The organism is Bacillus cereus (genome assembly GCF_007678085.1).
In the GTDB taxonomy this organism is placed as follows: domain Bacteria; phylum Bacillota; class Bacilli; order Bacillales; family Bacillaceae_G; genus Bacillus_A; species Bacillus_A cereus_BE.
In genome coordinates this window covers 224,082-240,462 of record NZ_VEDW01000001.1, presented here as the reverse complement: position 1 = coordinate 240,462, position 16,381 = coordinate 224,082, and the positions used below count along the sequence as shown (strand labels likewise).

Genomic DNA, 16,381 nt, shown 5'->3' with positions numbered 1-16,381 from the left:
AGCTTTTACACCCTATATAACGTCTTACAAAAAAATTTCTCTCATCTTTTTTATTTTTTGTATGTTATGGAATACTTTCCCTTAGCCATTGTCTCACATACTATGTATTACAAAAAATTTTCTCAAGTCTGCCTTTTAATTCATGTAGTACACTATTTATATAGTCACTCTTTAACTTAGTGTACATTTTATTTCATTAATCTACTTTTCAACATTTTAAATTAGGAGATGAGATGTGTATGTGTGGAATTACAGGTTGGGTAGATTGGAAGGAAGATCTTTCAAATCAACATGTTATTTTAGAAAAGATGGCAAATAGTATTGGGCATCGTGGTCCTGATGCTGAAGGATTTTGGTTTTCACCTCGTGCGGCCTTTGCACACCGACGTTTAATTGTTATTGATCCAGAAGGCGGGACGCAGCCGAAGACATTTCGTGCTGGTGATTATACGTATGCTCTTACTTATAATGGAGAAATTTATAATTTCCGTGAACTGAGAGAGCAACTCGGGAAATGTGGTCATGCATTTGAAACGCATTCAGATACAGAAGTGTTACTACATGCTTATTTAGAGTGGAAAGAAGATTGCGTACAACATTTGAATGGAATTTTCGCTTTTGCCTTATGGGATGAGCAGAAACAACAATTATTTTTAGCGCGTGATCATTTAGGCGTAAAGCCACTTTTTTATACAGAAAGAAATGACAGCATTATTTTCGGATCTGAAATAAAAGCATTATTAGTGCATCCATCTGTCCCTGCTGAAATTGATGCGGATGGCATAAATGAAATATTTGGATTAGGCTTATTTCGAACTCCAGGGTGTGGCGTCTTTAAACATATTCAAGAAGTGCGTGCTGGACATTGTATAACGTTTACACGTGATAAAAAAGTAGTTACGAAGTATTGGAATTTAGAAAGTAAAGCTCATACAGACTCTACTGAAGATACAGCATCACATATTTTATCTATTTTACAAGATACAGTAAAAAGACAATTAATTGCCGATGTTCCTCTCGTCTGTATGTTATCAGGAGGATTAGATTCTAGCGGGATTACTGCACTAGCGGGGAAAGAATTTGCTGCTGAAAATAAAACACTTCATACGTATTCCGTTGATTTTGTAAATAGCGCAAAAGATTTCGAGCTAACATTTGCTCGCACTGGTTTAGACGCTCCTTGGGTAAAGCGCGTTTCTGAACATGTAGGGACATCTCATCATGATATTATTGTGAATGCTGAAGAATTAGCAAATCACTTATTCGTTCCCCTCCGTGCAAAAGATTTGCCGAGTGCTGGTGAAATGGAAACTTCACTATATTTACTATTTTGCGAAATGAAAAAAGATGCAACTGTAGCGTTATCTGGAGAATCTGCTGATGAAGTATTCGGTGGGTACCCTTGGTTTCACCAAGAAGAATTACTGTATGTAGATAAATTTCCGTGGCTAACAAATTGGAAAAATACATCTCCTCTTCTACTAAATGAAATAAATAACGAATGCAACTTAGAAAACTATATTGATACACGATTCCAAGAAGCGATACTTGAAGTACCTACTCTTGAAGGCGAAAGTAAAAAATCCGCGAAACAACGTCAAATGTTTTATTTATTTTTAACGAGATTTCTCCCGTTCTTACTCGACCGTAAAGACCGTATGAGTATGGCTGTAGGGTTTGAAGTTCGTGTACCGTTTTGCGATTATCGATTAGTTGAATATTTATGGAACGTTCCTTTCAACATAAAAAGCATTGATAATATTGAAAAAGGCATTTTACGTAGAGCACTGCAACCAGCTTTGCCTGACGATGTACGCAATAGAAGAAAAAGTGCTTATCCAACTTCACAAGACCCACATTATTTACAAACAATCCGTCATTTATCACTCGACATGTGCAGTAATAAAAACAATCCTATTTTCTCACTTATTAATCATTCCACATTACTTGCCATTGCCGATGGAAGCAATAAAGAAATTAACAATTTTGAAGCAAGAAGTGCTATGGAATATATGCTTCAAGTAAATGAATGGTTGAAAACATATCACATCCATATCGCTTAACAAAAAGGAGTTCAAGGGTAAAAACCTTGAACTCCTTTTATATTAATTAGCGCATCGTTTATTTTCAGTGTCAATGGACCATCCAATAATTGTGGCACAATCTCTACCTTTCCACTGTAGTACATTTGTTAATACTGGTTCAATCTGCAAGCTATTTCCGTCGTGCAATATTTCTACTAAAGATTGATCATCATCAAACCTTCGTTTATCACACTCTAAAATACCGTCCGTTGCCATTACAATGTGATTCATTCCTTTTTCTAATCCTCTTACACCTGACGTAAAGCAGGGTGTATTTGCTGCGAAAATATTTTTTCTACCAATATATTCGTAATTTTTCCGTTTATTTAATCGCCCTTTACCATTCTTCGTTTTCTCAGAATGGAATAAATATGCGAAGCAATCACCAACTGATAGCCAATATAAAAATTCGCCTTTTCGCAAACAAATTAAACATACAAGTTCCTCATCATCTTGATCACATTTTTCAATAAACAATTCATCTGTAAATAACGCTAATAAGTACATATGCGTATGATGAAAAGCTAAATGTATCGGGTAGGAAAATAACTCTTTTAATTTCTCTTTTCTTTCTGAAATTGCTTCTATTATATAATTTATATTTTTTGTTTTATGATGTGTATCAAAAATCATAACAAATTCAAATTGTAATTCAGGATCCCACCAAGCAAGTACCGCATCTCCTCGTTCATATGCGTCACTCTCTTGATTTCCCCCATATACGCCGACTGAAAGAGGACCACATTTTTCAACATGTATTTCATCTACATACATCTGTTCATGACTCATCCATTTGAATGTATTCACAGCTATCATCCTCTCTCTTGCTAAATGTATACCTTTACACATAGATTACCTTATATTTCAATAAAAATAAACTTTTTCAACATTTTTTATCCAAATAAAAGGATTTTATTTCTAATCTAACGAATATATCTTATTATACGATATAAAAATAGGAGGACTTATCATTATGAAAGACATCAATCAACATTGGGAGAGTATTTATTATCACTTACGATATGAGTATGAAGACAACCTTTCCCATCAAGCTATTCGTATTTTACAACTCGTCTCTCGTGAAAAAGATATAACAATTGGAAAAGTCGCTACTGAGCTTAATCTCTCTCATAACACAGCATCTGAACACGTAAAGCGCCTTATTCAAAAAGGATTTATCATGAAAGAAAGAAACAAACAAGATGAAAGAGTTGTGAACCTTACATTAACAATAGAAGGCATTGAAGTATTAGAAAAGCATACTTTACTAGATAAAGAAAAGATAAAAATATTAGAATCTCAGTTATCAAAAGAAGAACAACAATTAATAGAAAAAGCCTTTTCGTTATTAGCGAAGGAGGCAAAATATGCATTTCCTCGTTAAAGTAATCGTTTCTGCACTTATTATCGGCGTTATTACTGAAGTCGCTAAACATTACAGTGCGATAGGCGGCTTTATTGCTGCCCTTCCACTCGTTAGTTTACTAAGCCTATTTTGGATTTCTTTCGAAGGCGGGAATAAACAAGAATTAAGTCAATTTGTTATAGGCGTATTATATGGATTTCCTGCATCCGCACTACTATTATTTATCGTCTATATTGGGCTAAAAAACTCTTTTTCACTTAGTACATCTGTCCTGTTTGGTATAGGTGTTTGGTGCACTGTTTTTGCTTGTCAAAAATTATTTCAATCTTAGGTGGGGATTATTATTCATAAAATGGTAGAGGTATTCGGAAAAAATATAGAAGTATATATGAAAGGAAGTAGTAAACAAACGGTAGTTATTCAGACCGGAATGGGTTGTTCATTTTATGATTGGATTCCTATTATAGAAAGGCTTTCACAGCACTTTACAGTCATTTCATACCATCGCCCTGGTTACGGAAAAAGTGAACTAGGAAGTCATTCACGTACTACATTACAAGTAACAAAAGAATTTCATATGTTACTACAAAAACTAGATATTCACGACCCAATCATTCTAATCGGTCATTCCTATGGAGGCTTATGTGCACAACATTTTGCGATGTTATATGAAGATAAGCTGCGAGCACTTATTTTAGTTGATTCTACTTCTATGAACTTACACCGACTAGATGAACTTCATTTACCAATTTCTGATCAGACTGATTCGGATGATATATGGCTTGAAAAATATAATACATACTCCAAAATGGATGTAGACATGCTTTTTAATAAACTAAAACCTTTGCTCGCTAACCAATCAAGACAGTACATTGAATTTTCTACCTCTCCTCTATTATATAAAGCGACAGCTTCTGAACTATGTGAATGGAAAAATTGTGCTCACTCAATAAAAGAGCTATATAAAACATTAGAAATACCATTAATCGTTATCGGTAGAGATCCTCAATATTCTATTACTCAGTTGACTGAAGGCGGCATGCAAAAAGAGGAAGCGACACAACTTGAATCAATGTGGCAAGAACTAATTCATGAACAATTACATCTCTCAATACATAGCCAATATATACTTGCCGAACATGCTGGTCACGGAATCGAAATTGATCGACCAGATATCATTATTGAGGCTGTTCAATCTCTATAAATAAAAAAAGGAAGCAACTAACGCTGCTTCCTTACTTATCTATTCATAATCTTCTTCATCATCGATTTCTTCGTAATACGAATTCCCATTACTTACATAAATAGGGCCATTCGCAACATCAATACGTAATACCCATGCCCATGGCACAGCTAAACGCTTATGTATTGCTCGCCAAAAGCTCATTGATTTTCTTTCGTACTCCTGGAACTCCTGAAGTAACTCTTTGTAGGAGGAACCGTCTAACTGAATATTTGCTTCTAGCAAACGAGAATGGGCATAGTACTGCAGCTCTAGTTCAGCAGCAATTTCCATTTCTTCTTCCGTTGCCATACCAATAATTGTTCCATCTGCTGGTGCAATTTCATATACGTTGTGAACTTCAATAAGCCCTTCTTTCTCTTTCTCAAACATGTAAACAGCCTCCTTTAACACATAATTTTTATGTTACAAAGTCATACTTCTACAATAACTTCTCTCTTTCCTCTTTTTTTGATAAACTTTTACAAATTATTTATCTGATAATCTGTAAACGGTATTCTTTCCGCTAAACTGAAACAATTATTATCAAAAGTTAATTTATACACGTCAGGCATATGAAGGGTTTTCAAAAACTGAAAATCATATTTCGAGTCAAAATAATTCATTAGTAATACCATAATATTCCCATGAGTACCTATTACAATATTCTTGCCTTTATATTTTTTTAATATATTTTGTATACATATTACGGCGCGTCTTTGCGCTACATCATTTGATTCTCCGCCTTCGTATGCATAATTCCAATCTCCCCACACTTTCTGCATAGCATCATTAAAATCCTGTACCGGCTCTGTACTTAATAACCTTTCACGTAAATCTTCTTCTATTTGTATCGATACATGATATGTATTCGCAATTCCTTGTACAGTTTGAATTGCTCTTTTATACGGGCTAGAAATCACAACATCAATATGTTTATCTTTTAATACGTGTGTTACATTCTCTGCATCACAATGCACTTTTTCAGATAAAGACCGTTCCCGTTCTTCTTTTGTATATGTAGAGTGGGCATGGCGAACGAAATATATTGTGGTCATTTTTCAACTTCCTTTCTTATTTTCAATCTATATTCAATGAAGCAAATAAGAAATCCTGTATGATAAAGTGAAACTTTAATCAGTGGGGGTTTTGTTCATCCCCCACTGATTATCAGCCTTCACCAATCGGACGTTTACGGACAGCCCGACTCCCACCTAACTTCTTTGCTCCAACTGAATTTTGAGGTGGGAGTTTTACTGTCCGTTAACGCGGGATAAAAAGAAAAGGACACTTTCTAAAAGCGCCCTTGTTTACATAATAAAATTATCTCATTATAATTTTATTATGTACTCTTCATCTGTTATAGCCTCTTGAATAAAATAATCTATATTATTTCTCAGCTTTTGGTATGCAACTTGATCTTCTATACCGTTAAACATAATGACAGCTTCTACCTTATTACCTTTCTTATCTGTACTATACATACTTTTGGTCAATACGAATGCAGTAGAGCCACCTTTTTGACCAGCGTATTCTAACTTACTATTATTAACGGTTCCTTTGAAAACATTCTCGATTTCTTCTTGCATTGTTTTTGGAAAATAATTTCTACTATTTATCTTTTCCATTATACTCATATAATCTTTAGCGTTTGCACCTACTAATCGATCTGACCAAATTCGCTGAAATTCCATATCTACTTTTAAGGGGATATCCCGTTTTTTCCATTCTTCTTCATCTTTCATCCATTCATGAATTTGTAAAACATGTTTATTATACTCATCCTTTGACATGTTACGTATCATTTCTAACGATCGATTTTCTGGCTCATGAAGCTCTTTTTCTACATACCCTCTCATATATAGTGAAGCAGTATACGAAGAGAACTTGTCATGACTAGTAAGCTCTAATTCTTTTAAACTATCATTTACCCTTTCTATTCCAAGCTTATCTAACAAATATGTTGTATTTGCATTAGAGCTATAATGAATCATCCCTTTAGCGACTTCTTCTAAAGCGATTTGTCCATTTTTCACTAATTCTCTCGTTTTGACATCTTCTAACCAGTTAGGATGCGCTCCACCATCAGTGTTTTTAACGTAATATTTTTCTAACTCCTGCAATGAAATTTGTTCATCACGACTTATTTTCCCTTCTGACACTTGCTTAGCAAATTCAACTGCTATTACGATTTTTGCCGTACTCGCTAATGGTAATTTTACATTTTCATTTATAGATGTTAATACTTCCCCATTTTTTCTAATTAGTAATGAGCATTTTTTATCACCTTTATGTTCTTTTATGTACTGTAAAACGTAATCCGGATCTTCTTTTGACAAATAGTACTCCATAATAAAAAAGAAAGCTATAACAGCTACTATAATGACGACTGCAACAATTCCTATAATCTTTAATATGTTCACAATATGCCCCCTTTACTAAATTCCCTTCTATATAATAATTATAACGAATCGAATTATAAAATTATACAAAACAGAATAACCCTTCCTAAAAAAGAAAGAGTTACTCTATTTCACATGACGTTATTTGTCCATTTAACGTAACGATTATATTTGAATCGTCACTTTCTTTAACGCTATTTATTCGATTGGAGTTAGGAGGACCAATTACAACTGACTCCTTAATTGACGAAAGGTCCTTTCCTAATTTTTCTGCACTTACACCGTATGCAGCTTGAAATACTTCTGGCGGTGTTAATCTAAGTATGTCTGATCCTTCTGCTGTTTCAAACTGATCGTTATTGAAGAACAAATGTAATTGTACTTCTTCTGTTACCGCCGTGATCCAATGCCACCATCCCATTGGAATAAAGACAGTTTGCCCCGCCTTTACATGATAATTTTGCAATTGATTCGTTTCCGGATTTAAAATGGATGTAACTGCTTCTCCTGATACTACAACATCTAATTCCCATGCATTCGGATGCCAATGCGGTTCCCGCATATGCCCTTTTGTCATAAACAAATCAACAAACGCTCCTCCTATCATCGCTGGTAACTGCGTTGACGTAACTTCATATGCAACGTTTTTCTCATCCCTTTTAAAAAAGATGTTTTTTCTCGAATCAAAGAAAAGGTTTGGAGTTCCTGAACTTTTCTTTAAATTTTTATTATCTGGAACATAACCTGAACTACTCATTTTATCCCTCTTTTCCACTCCGAACATTTCTAGTTTCATACTGCATCTTATGGAAAAAATGTATGAATGTGCCTAATCATTCACACAACAAAAAAACATGCCTTCATGATGAGAGCATGTTTTGTGATATTCTTCACATTGTTTAGTTAAAAAATAATCTTTTATTTACCATGATGTAACATTAAATCACTAAGTTCTTCTTCAATGTGATTTAATTTCGCAACGCATTCTTTCCATTTATGAATATAACGTGAAACCCCGACAATAAATAAAACGATAATTGTAGAAAGAATAATACCATACACGATTGCTACAGTACTCATAGTTACACTTCCTTATAATTAGTAATGTTGTTATTAGTTATATTTTTATTATAAACCTTTTTCTTTTAAAATACTTCGATTTCAACTTTTTGTAACAAAATTGATTTTTCTAACATTTCGTTCATAAAAATGGCATATTTTTCACAAATTATACAAAACTTCACCTTATGTACTATTACCATATGAGTTATATTATTTAATAGGAAAAAGGGGATGATATACTATGACGACTTGGTTTATTGTTATGTTAGTTGTATTTGGGGCATTTAAAATTATCGTTTCTAGCCTTCCCAACTCTGTTATTGAATCCATTATTAGCAAGTACGAAACACATCCACAACTTGAAGAAGAGAATTCGACTGTTACAATCAATGGCAATAACTTAGAAGGCGAACAAAAATCTAAAATTATTCATGATTTTAACGAAGGCTTATTTTTGGATCGCTATTATGCACCACCACACAATGAGGGCACGCCTTTAATTATCAATGCAAAACGTGGTAAAAAAGATTTTACATTTTATATTTATAGTCACGAAGAGCATGTTGATGTTGTAAAGCAACATAAAAAGAAGGTAGTTGCTTATAGTTTACGCTCTAAAAACCTTCAAAATAATGATATGTTCGTGTCAGCTGATTTAGCTTAATACTCATATATTAGAAAAAGGAATCCATATGTTTACGGATTCCTTTTTACTATTCACTGAAAAATAAGCTCTGTCTTCAAACTATCTTTCGGTAACAACCATCCTTTTTGATCTAAACTCTGCATTAATAATTCTCTTTGTTCTTTGGCAATACTTTCCTCTTTTGTTTTAAACGACACTTCTATTACGAAATCATCTTCTATTCTCCCTGTATTACTTAGTGGCCAAACTTCAATATTCGTTTTAATATTTTCAAATCCAGCTGTATACCTTTTCATTAATACAGGGCCATAAATACGAGAATTTTTGAGCATTTCTTCTCCCCAATTCGTATACAACCATTTGTTCATTTTCCCTGGTAAATTTTCTATTAACATGTTTTGAGCAGCTCGTTCGTTTGGTAAATCAAGTACTCCATATCCTTTAGCACTGTAGCTTTTCTTATTTGAAATACTTAACGTTTTCTTTTCAAATCCCCAATCTATTTCCGCCTCATAGTTATCGGTTTTACTATCAAACCCATCATTTTTAGCCACTTCTAGTGCATCTTGAATTACACCATTTTGAATGGGATATCTTTTTTTATATGTTAGCTCAAAATCTTTACTAAATTCTTTCTTTCGAATTCTCGTAAACCAACCTTCATTACTTAAATTTTTATTTGCCGTATCTAAAAATTGCACTTGTATTCTTTCATAATTTGTACCAGCCTGGAAATATTCTAGTACCTCTTGATTTATCTCTTTATTATAACCTAATACTTGTTCTGGTTTTAATAATAACTTCACTTCAAAACTAGGTGTCATTGGATTGGCAGCAAACCCTTCCTTAACGTTATAAAGGAAACAACAAAAGAAAATACTCACGAATACAAATACTTTTTTCATATACCTATCCCCTTTACATTTTAAATGACTTCTATACGTTCCATAGTCAGTGAATACACATTTTCATACCCTGCCGTGCTAAGCTTTTTCTGTAATCGGTCCGTATCCTCTTTCAAAGCGTGTACTAACACCGTATGTTCTGGTAATAATGTATTTAACATCTCTTTCACGTCTCTTATACTTTGGTGAACTTTATACGGAACTCGCTTCACCTTACATTCTTTATCTACACATTCTTTCAAAACTTTTTCTGCAAAACTCCCTTTAGCAATATGTCCAGTAAATATAATGGAATTTCGTTCTTCATGCTGGAGTTGTTCATAATATAACTGCGCTCGCTGCGTTTGCATATTCGCATCACTCATTACAACTATTCCATAACTATTTTGCGTACGGCTGTCATGATCCATAACGATTATGTTTCTCTTTAAATTCTCCATAAGCCGTTCAAGTTCTTCATTGTTTTTGATCCAATCTTTATATACGAACATCTCTTGGAATCCATCCAAAATTTCTTGATCTACTATAATGGGAAGTTCTTTATATTTTTCATATAAATACAATACGATATCTTGCGCCCTACCTAGCGGTGGCAATGGTAGTAACGCTATTCCTTTCTTTTGAACAACTCGTTCAATTTCTGTACACAGTTCGTTTACTCGTTCATATTGCGAAACATCATCAGTATGATAAGCAGCATCTACAATTGCGACTTTTATATCGCCGCGCAATTTCTCAGGTAAATTAGCTCGCAATATGTTAGACTCCGCTGAATAATCTCCAGAATAAAATACATATGTATGGCTCATATCCACTAAAAACCAAACAGCCCCTAATACATGCCCACTATACCCCCATTGAAAACGCAATGTAGGTGTAATCTGTATCCATTCATTCGGATTACTAATCTCATCAATATATACATAATTTAAATCTTTAACATTTTGGTCGTTATAAGGTAAATGCCATCCTTGTACCAAATTGTAGTTTCTCCATTTTTCATAATAAGCGGGAAGTTGCTCCTTCGTATAACGAGTCGTCCAAATTTTTTTCTTATATCCATACTTCGCTAATAAAGGTAAACCCATCGTATGATCTTCATGAATATGTGATAAAAATACTGCATCTAAAAACGGTACAACTTCCCTATCTATTTTCGGATAACTATCCTCATATGATCGATTAATACCACAATCAAACAATATTTTCGTCTCTTTATTTTTTACGAAGTAACAGGAACGACCATATTCTCCCGCTCCTCCCCATACTTCTATCCTCATCATGCTACCCCTTTTCGTTTTTGCTCCATATGTTGCAGAAGTAATAAACATATTGTTGTAAGTCCAACTGAAACGACAGCCATCGCCATTCCGATAGATACTTCTCCTTGTTCAAATTGAGCAAAAATAAATGTTGCTGACGTTTCTACTGATGGAGGTAATACGAGAAGCGATGCTACTAACTCTCTAATCGAGATTGTAAATGTCATCGCCCATCCAGCGAGAATACCCGGAATAAGAAGAGGTAATATTATTTTTCTAAAAATATAAATATAATTTCCAGAAAGAATACTTCCTGCCTGCACGAGAGAATCATCAATTTGCCCGAGCGACGCTTTTACATACTGCACCGTATAAGGTAAAAAAAGAACAACGTACGTTACGATAACCATGACTGGTGTATTGTAAATTGACAGGGGCATATAGGGTGAATTCCAAAATAAAATAAGCCCTACAACCATCACGATTCCTGGTACCATATTCGGTAACATACCGCACATATCAAGCCATTTTTCATAGGACTTTTTCCCTTTTCGAATCATAAGCGCCAAAAAGACTCCAATCATAGCGGCAATAATTGCTGTTATAAGTGAAAAGAGAAAACTATTCCATAAAGCTTCTAATCCTGGAGAGCCAATTGTAAACAATGCCTCATAATGACTCGTTGTAAAGTTATTTACATGTAAGCCGCCGCCTCTTAATTTCGATAATGAAGCAATAAGTATAGAAAAATACGGGATTCCAATTGATACGATTAATAAACCAATTACATAAACCCATGCTACAATGCGCGTAAAGATAGACAATGTATACCTTTTAGATTTCACACCTTTTCCACTAACCATTGCATATGAGTACTTTCGGTTCAATACATTTTGCATATACCAAATGAGCATACATGCGCTAAGTAATAAAGAAGATAATGCTGTTGCACTACTAAAATCAATCGGCCAACTCGAAATAAATTTATGAATCTCTGATGTTAACACATGAAACCCTATTCTTCGTCCGAATGTAGCCGGTGTTCCAAATTCAGCAATCGTCTTTACGAAAATAAGTAAAGCACCCATTACATAACTTGATACTAATAACGGCAATATTATTTTTCTTAGACGATAGAAAAAGCTTCCACCATGAACTGCTGCAGCTTCTTCTTTACTACTCCCAATTTGAAGTAACGTATTCTTCAACATGAAGTAAAGGAATGGGAATAAATGCAGACTCATAATTAAAACCATACCTCCTAAACTAAAAAACGAAGATGAAATCGTCTTTAGCATCGGAAAAAACTGTTCGAAATATCCGTTCGGCTGCATGAACAAAATCCAGCCCATCGATCCAATATACGGCGGTGTCATAAATGGAATCATAAAAACAATATCTAACTTACTATACTTTCCAACGTCTGTTTTGCTCATAATAAACGCTAATGGAAATGCAAATAGAGTTGCTCCTATTACTACGAGTACACCTAAAAGCATCGAGTTTAGAAAACTCCCAGCTAATCCACCACTCTGCATCACTTCAAAAGGCTTTAAAAAATTCCAACTACTATTTTCATATACACTAGAAAATAAAATGAGAAAAAGCGGAATGACGATTAACATCGCCACAAGTAACAACGCTACCGTCATTCCAACTTGTCTTACTGATACGAATCGATTTACCATGTAATCACCATCTTATTGAAATACTTTCTTAAATTGTTTTCCGATTTCATCTTGTTCTTTCTCAACTGTTTTCCAATCAATATTTAATACTGGAATCTCTTCTACATTCGGTCTATTTTCTGCTTTTATATCTGTTCTACCCGGTAATAAGTACGCTTTAGAAACTTGTTTTTGCACATCATCTGATAATAAATAATCAATAAACTCTTTTGCACCTTCTACATTTTTACTTTCCTTCATAATACCTGCTGCACGTGGGCTAATAACTGTTCCGCTTTTTGGATAAACAATATCAACCGGTTCACCCTTTGCTTTTGCGCTGTAAGTCATATAATCAACACCAGCAATGACCATGTCTTTCGCACCCGTTACTACTGGATCTAACGCTTCTTGATTTGCCCCTGCTACTGTAACTTCATTTTTCTTAAGCTGTTCAAATAAATTCCATCCATCTTTTCCATTCTTTTTCACATATCCTGTTACAAAGTCTAAAGCTGAACCTGAAAGTGCTGGATCTGGAAGATTCACTTTTCCTTTCCATTCCCCTTTCGTTATATCACTCCAATCTTCAGGCGCTGTCTTCACACTTTTTGTGTTATACACAATTCCTAACGCTGAAGCACTATATCCAAAATAATGTCCTTTATCGTCCGACCATTCAGAACGAAGCTTATCAGCTTGTTTCGCTTCTTTATAAGCTAACATTTGTCCATCCTTTTTTAATCCTTCCATCGCTGGTAACGATGCAAGTACGACTACATCCACGACTGGATTTTTCTTTTCAGCTTCCATTCTCGCTAAAATCTTACCTGTTGTTCCTTGAAACATTTCTACTTTTATACCTGTTTTCTTTTCAAAGTCCTTTTGAATTTTTTCTGCTAATCCTTTTGGTCCTGCGCTATATACAACAATTTTCTTTTCATTCGTAGTTTTACTTTTTGCATCTGCATTGCCTGTCTTTGAACTACACCCTGTTACTACAACCGAAAATAATAACGTACATACAAATAAAGACTTAAGCGAACTGAATTTCTTCATACGATTCTCCCCCTATATGATGAATACATTTTTTTGGTACATATAACGATACTGGTTTACCTATGCTTAATTTACTATTGTGATAAGCTGTCCATATTCCAAGTGCACCCATATTTACTTTTATTTCATACCGTTCTCCTACATATGTAACGTGCTGAATTTCACCTGTATACATTTCGCACACTTCATTTTTTGTCCAGCTCACATGCTCTGGACGAACCATTTGTTTCCCCTCTACAAGCCAATTTGCCTTACCAACAAATTTTGCAACAAATTCATGAGATGGCTTCACATAAATATCTTCTGGTGTTCCTTTTTGTAATACTTCTCCTTGTTTCATGACAATAATTTGATCTGACATTGACATCGCTTCTGTTTGATCGTGCGTGACATACAATGCCGTTAATCCAATCGAATGAACGATATCCATAAGCTCTAATCGCATTTCTTCTCGCAAAATTGCATCGAGTGCACTCAGCGGTTCATCAAACAAAATAAAATGCGGTTTCGTTACAATCGCTCTAGCAAATGCGACACGTTGCTGCTGTCCACCAGAGAGTTCATGCGGATATCTTTTCTCCATCCCTTGCAAGCGAACTCGCTTTATTGCATCTTCTACTTTTTCCCGTAATTGATTCGTTTGCTTTGTAGCTCTTAAACCAAATGCAACATTTTCAAATACAGTCATATGCGGCCATAAAGCAAAATCTTGAAATACCATGCCGATATTACGTTCATGAGGAGATGTTTTAATTTTTTTAGCAGAAGAATACATGCACTTATCCCCAAAATATATTTCACCTTTATCTGGCTCTTCAAGTCCTGCAATCATTCTAAGTAAAGTCGTTTTCCCGCATCCCGAAGGTCCTAAAAGTGTGGTGAATTCACCTTGTTTCATAACAATTTGTAACGGTTTTAACGCCTGCGTTTTTCCAAAGTTCTTTTCTAATCCATGAATTTTAATATCCATCGTATCACCTCTCTCCCCTCACTCTTAACCTGCTTTCATTCTATCTGGAAGATTTATACTGAATGTTAATGTACTGTAAAGATTAAATTAAAAAACCTCTAATAAACTATTTATTTCTATTGATTTTTTCTATAGTTAAAAGAAAAAGGGGCAACTTGCCATGAATCTCTTAAAATTAGAAATCGTAGTACTTATTAAGAAATATAAAAAACTTACGATTGTTGCAGAAAAACTTGGTGTTAAACAACCTACTATTACATTCCATATAAAAAGCTTAGAAGAAGAACTCGGTGTTCCTTTATTTGAATTACGTTCAGGAAGGTATTTCTTAACAGAGGCTGGTGAGGCACTGCATCATTATGCTTGTAAAATAGATGCACTGATGAAAGAAGCTAGGCGGGTTACGCAAGAGTTTAAAGATTTTCATAAAGGCGCTATAACAATTGGTGCTAGTTATGTACCAGCGACTTATCTCTTACCAGAAATTATTCACCAATTTCAATGCAAATTTCCAAATATAAAAATAACACTTATGGTAAAAACAGCTCCTGAAATTCGAACGATGCTACAAAACCATGAAATTGATCTCGGGGTAATTTCTGCAGCACCGTTTGACGAATCACTTTTAAAACAGACGACTGTAATGCCTGATACACTTGTTCTCGCTTTCTCAAAAGAGCATCATTTTTCAAAAAAAGAAAATGTATCATTACAAGATATCGAAAAAGAACGTATACTATTGCATCGTAATCCATCTACAACGAGAGATTTACTTACAAAATGGATGTTAGAACACAACATTACGTTCCAATCTGAAATTGAATTAGATTCATTAGAAACGATGAAACAAATTTTAAAATATGGTAATGGAGTTGCTTTTATTTCTAAACTCGCTATTGAACAAGAAGTACATCGAAATGAACTATGCTATATATCCATCCCTGGATTTGAATTTCAACGTAACATCTATACGATTCATCATGAGGACAGATGGAATTCTAAAATTATTTCTTTTTTACTACATAGCATCACTTCTTATGCAACAAAAAATTAAAAGGCTATCGTTATACACGACAGCCTTTTAAACTATTACTCTATTTATTTTTCTTCGCTTCAATTTTTGCTTTTGCCTCTTCAGCCTTATCTAATGCTTCTGAAATTTTTTTCTCTTTTTCTTTCACATCATCTATACTATCGACCGCTTTAATGAGTTTATCGATTCCTTCTTCTTCTACTTTTCTCCGCTTTGCTACTCTTTCATTCACTTTCTCTTCTACATCTTTTGCTTTTTGAAGCATATTCTCTGCATTTGATGTTACAGCTGTTGCAAGTACATCATCTTTTTTCATTTGTAACACTTCATTTGCAATGTCTTTCGCTTCTAAATACTTACCGTCTTTTAATGATGTAGCTCCGTGATCCATTTTCTCGGAAACTTCTTTATATGATTTCGCTTCATTTCCTGATTTTTCTTTTTCCGCTTTTTCAAACCACATCGTTGCATCACTATATTTTTCATCTTTCAATGATTGCATACCTGTACCAATATACGTGCCATAATTACTACATCCAGCCATTACGGCTAACAGAAAAAGCATAACAAAACTTAATTTTTTCATGATGTTTTCTCCTTTTCTTTGCCTGCTCACTTTACTGTAACATACATGAAAAAGAGTTTCAAAAACTAAAATACTAATTCGGTCATTTTTATGATGATAAGTCAAATTTTTATTATT

19 protein-coding genes are annotated in these 16,381 nt (G+C 34.2%); 6 read left to right on the top strand and 13 right to left on the bottom strand.

All coding sequences use genetic code 11. The annotated features are described in order from the left end of the window. Positions 1-239 precede the first annotated feature (239 nt). On the top strand, positions 240-2,063 hold the full coding sequence (gene asnB / locus FS742_RS01265; protein ID WP_144610843.1) for an asparagine synthase (glutamine-hydrolyzing): 1,824 nt from the start codon (positions 240-242) through the stop codon (positions 2,061-2,063). Between the two features lie 42 nt (positions 2,064-2,105). Here asnB and FS742_RS01260 read toward each other — a convergent pair whose 3' ends face one another. Further along, on the bottom strand, positions 2,106-2,933 hold the full coding sequence (locus FS742_RS01260) for a PP2C family serine/threonine-protein phosphatase (RefSeq protein WP_144610841.1): 828 nt from the start codon (positions 2,931-2,933) through the stop codon (positions 2,106-2,108). 124 nt (positions 2,934-3,057) lie between these two features. Here FS742_RS01260 and FS742_RS01255 point away from each other — a divergent pair, with 124 nt between their 5' ends. Genes FS742_RS01255 through FS742_RS01245 form a run of 3 tightly spaced genes read left to right on the top strand, consistent with a single transcriptional unit; the run spans position 3,058 to position 4,654 of the window. Further along, complete coding sequence (locus FS742_RS01255; RefSeq protein WP_144610839.1) at positions 3,058-3,468, top strand: MarR family winged helix-turn-helix transcriptional regulator; 411 nt, start codon at positions 3,058-3,060, stop codon at positions 3,466-3,468. After that, complete coding sequence (locus FS742_RS01250) at positions 3,452-3,781, top strand: DUF3147 family protein (protein WP_144610837.1); 330 nt, start codon at positions 3,452-3,454, stop codon at positions 3,779-3,781. The genes FS742_RS01255 and FS742_RS01250 overlap by 17 nt, the downstream gene beginning before the upstream one ends. A gap of 57 nt (positions 3,782-3,838) precedes the next feature. Next, the gene (locus tag FS742_RS01245; RefSeq protein WP_260869642.1) at positions 3,839-4,654 is read left to right on the top strand and encodes an alpha/beta fold hydrolase; all 816 of its coding nucleotides are present in this window, start codon (positions 3,839-3,841) and stop codon (positions 4,652-4,654) included. 39 nt (positions 4,655-4,693) lie between these two features. Here the strand turns inward: FS742_RS01245 and FS742_RS01240 are convergent, their stop codons facing one another. From FS742_RS01240 to FS742_RS01215, 6 genes are all read right to left on the bottom strand, one after another. Then, entirely contained in the window at positions 4,694-5,065 is a 372-nt protein-coding gene (locus FS742_RS01240; protein ID WP_000461767.1) for a hypothetical protein, read from the bottom strand. Positions 5,066-5,154: 89 nt separating this feature from the next. Next, entirely contained in the window at positions 5,155-5,730 is a 576-nt protein-coding gene (locus tag FS742_RS01235; protein ID WP_144610833.1) for a histidine phosphatase family protein, read from the bottom strand. Between the two features lie 273 nt (positions 5,731-6,003). Beyond that, a complete protein-coding gene (locus FS742_RS01230) occupies positions 6,004-7,095 on the bottom strand; it encodes a serine hydrolase (protein ID WP_144610831.1) in 1,092 nt (363 codons plus the stop codon). Positions 7,096-7,195: 100 nt separating this feature from the next. Then, positions 7,196-7,831, bottom strand: a complete 636-nt coding sequence (locus tag FS742_RS01225) for a cupin domain-containing protein (RefSeq protein WP_144610829.1) — start codon at positions 7,829-7,831, stop codon at positions 7,196-7,198. 161 nt (positions 7,832-7,992) lie between these two features. Further along, positions 7,993-8,154 (bottom strand): peptidase, encoded by a 162-nt coding sequence (locus tag FS742_RS01220; protein WP_087958243.1) that lies wholly within the window; start codon positions 8,152-8,154, stop codon positions 7,993-7,995. 65 nt (positions 8,155-8,219) lie between these two features. Then, complete coding sequence (locus FS742_RS01215; protein ID WP_001994830.1) at positions 8,220-8,336, bottom strand: hypothetical protein; 117 nt, start codon at positions 8,334-8,336, stop codon at positions 8,220-8,222. A 41-nt stretch (positions 8,337-8,377) separates the two neighbouring features. On the opposite strand from FS742_RS01215, the gene FS742_RS01210 reads away from it, so the two are divergent. Continuing rightward, positions 8,378-8,800 (top strand): YfmQ family protein, encoded by a 423-nt coding sequence (locus FS742_RS01210; protein WP_075310251.1) that lies wholly within the window; start codon positions 8,378-8,380, stop codon positions 8,798-8,800. 53 nt (positions 8,801-8,853) lie between these two features. Here FS742_RS01210 and FS742_RS01205 read toward each other — a convergent pair whose 3' ends face one another. From FS742_RS01205 to FS742_RS01185, 5 genes are read right to left on the bottom strand one after another with little or no spacing between them, the layout of a single operon-like run. Continuing rightward, entirely contained in the window at positions 8,854-9,687 is an 834-nt protein-coding gene (locus FS742_RS01205; RefSeq protein ID WP_144610827.1) for a hypothetical protein, read from the bottom strand. A gap of 20 nt (positions 9,688-9,707) precedes the next feature. Then, positions 9,708-10,970, bottom strand: a complete 1,263-nt coding sequence (locus tag FS742_RS01200; RefSeq protein ID WP_144610825.1) for an MBL fold metallo-hydrolase — start codon at positions 10,968-10,970, stop codon at positions 9,708-9,710. Continuing rightward, positions 10,967-12,637 carry an ABC transporter permease gene (locus tag FS742_RS01195; RefSeq protein ID WP_144610823.1) on the bottom strand — a complete coding sequence of 557 codons (1,671 nt, stop codon included), beginning with the start codon at positions 12,635-12,637 and terminating at the stop codon, positions 10,967-10,969. Before FS742_RS01195 ends, FS742_RS01200 begins: the two co-directional genes overlap by 4 nt. Positions 12,638-12,649: 12 nt before the next feature. Next, on the bottom strand, positions 12,650-13,675 hold the full coding sequence (locus tag FS742_RS01190; protein ID WP_144610821.1) for an ABC transporter substrate-binding protein: 1,026 nt from the start codon (positions 13,673-13,675) through the stop codon (positions 12,650-12,652). Beyond that, positions 13,653-14,645: an ABC transporter ATP-binding protein gene (locus tag FS742_RS01185; protein ID WP_144610819.1), complete on the bottom strand. Its 993-nt coding sequence runs from the start codon at positions 14,643-14,645 to the stop codon at positions 13,653-13,655. The genes FS742_RS01190 and FS742_RS01185 overlap by 23 nt, the downstream gene beginning before the upstream one ends. 160 nt (positions 14,646-14,805) lie before the next feature. On the opposite strand from FS742_RS01185, the gene FS742_RS01180 reads away from it, so the two are divergent. Further along, the gene (locus tag FS742_RS01180; RefSeq protein WP_144610817.1) at positions 14,806-15,699 is read left to right on the top strand and encodes a LysR family transcriptional regulator; all 894 of its coding nucleotides are present in this window, start codon (positions 14,806-14,808) and stop codon (positions 15,697-15,699) included. A 40-nt stretch (positions 15,700-15,739) separates the two neighbouring features. Here the strand turns inward: FS742_RS01180 and FS742_RS01175 are convergent, their stop codons facing one another. Continuing rightward, positions 15,740-16,264: a DUF4398 domain-containing protein gene (locus FS742_RS01175; protein ID WP_144610814.1), complete on the bottom strand. Its 525-nt coding sequence runs from the start codon at positions 16,262-16,264 to the stop codon at positions 15,740-15,742. Positions 16,265-16,381: the final 117 nt, after the last annotated feature.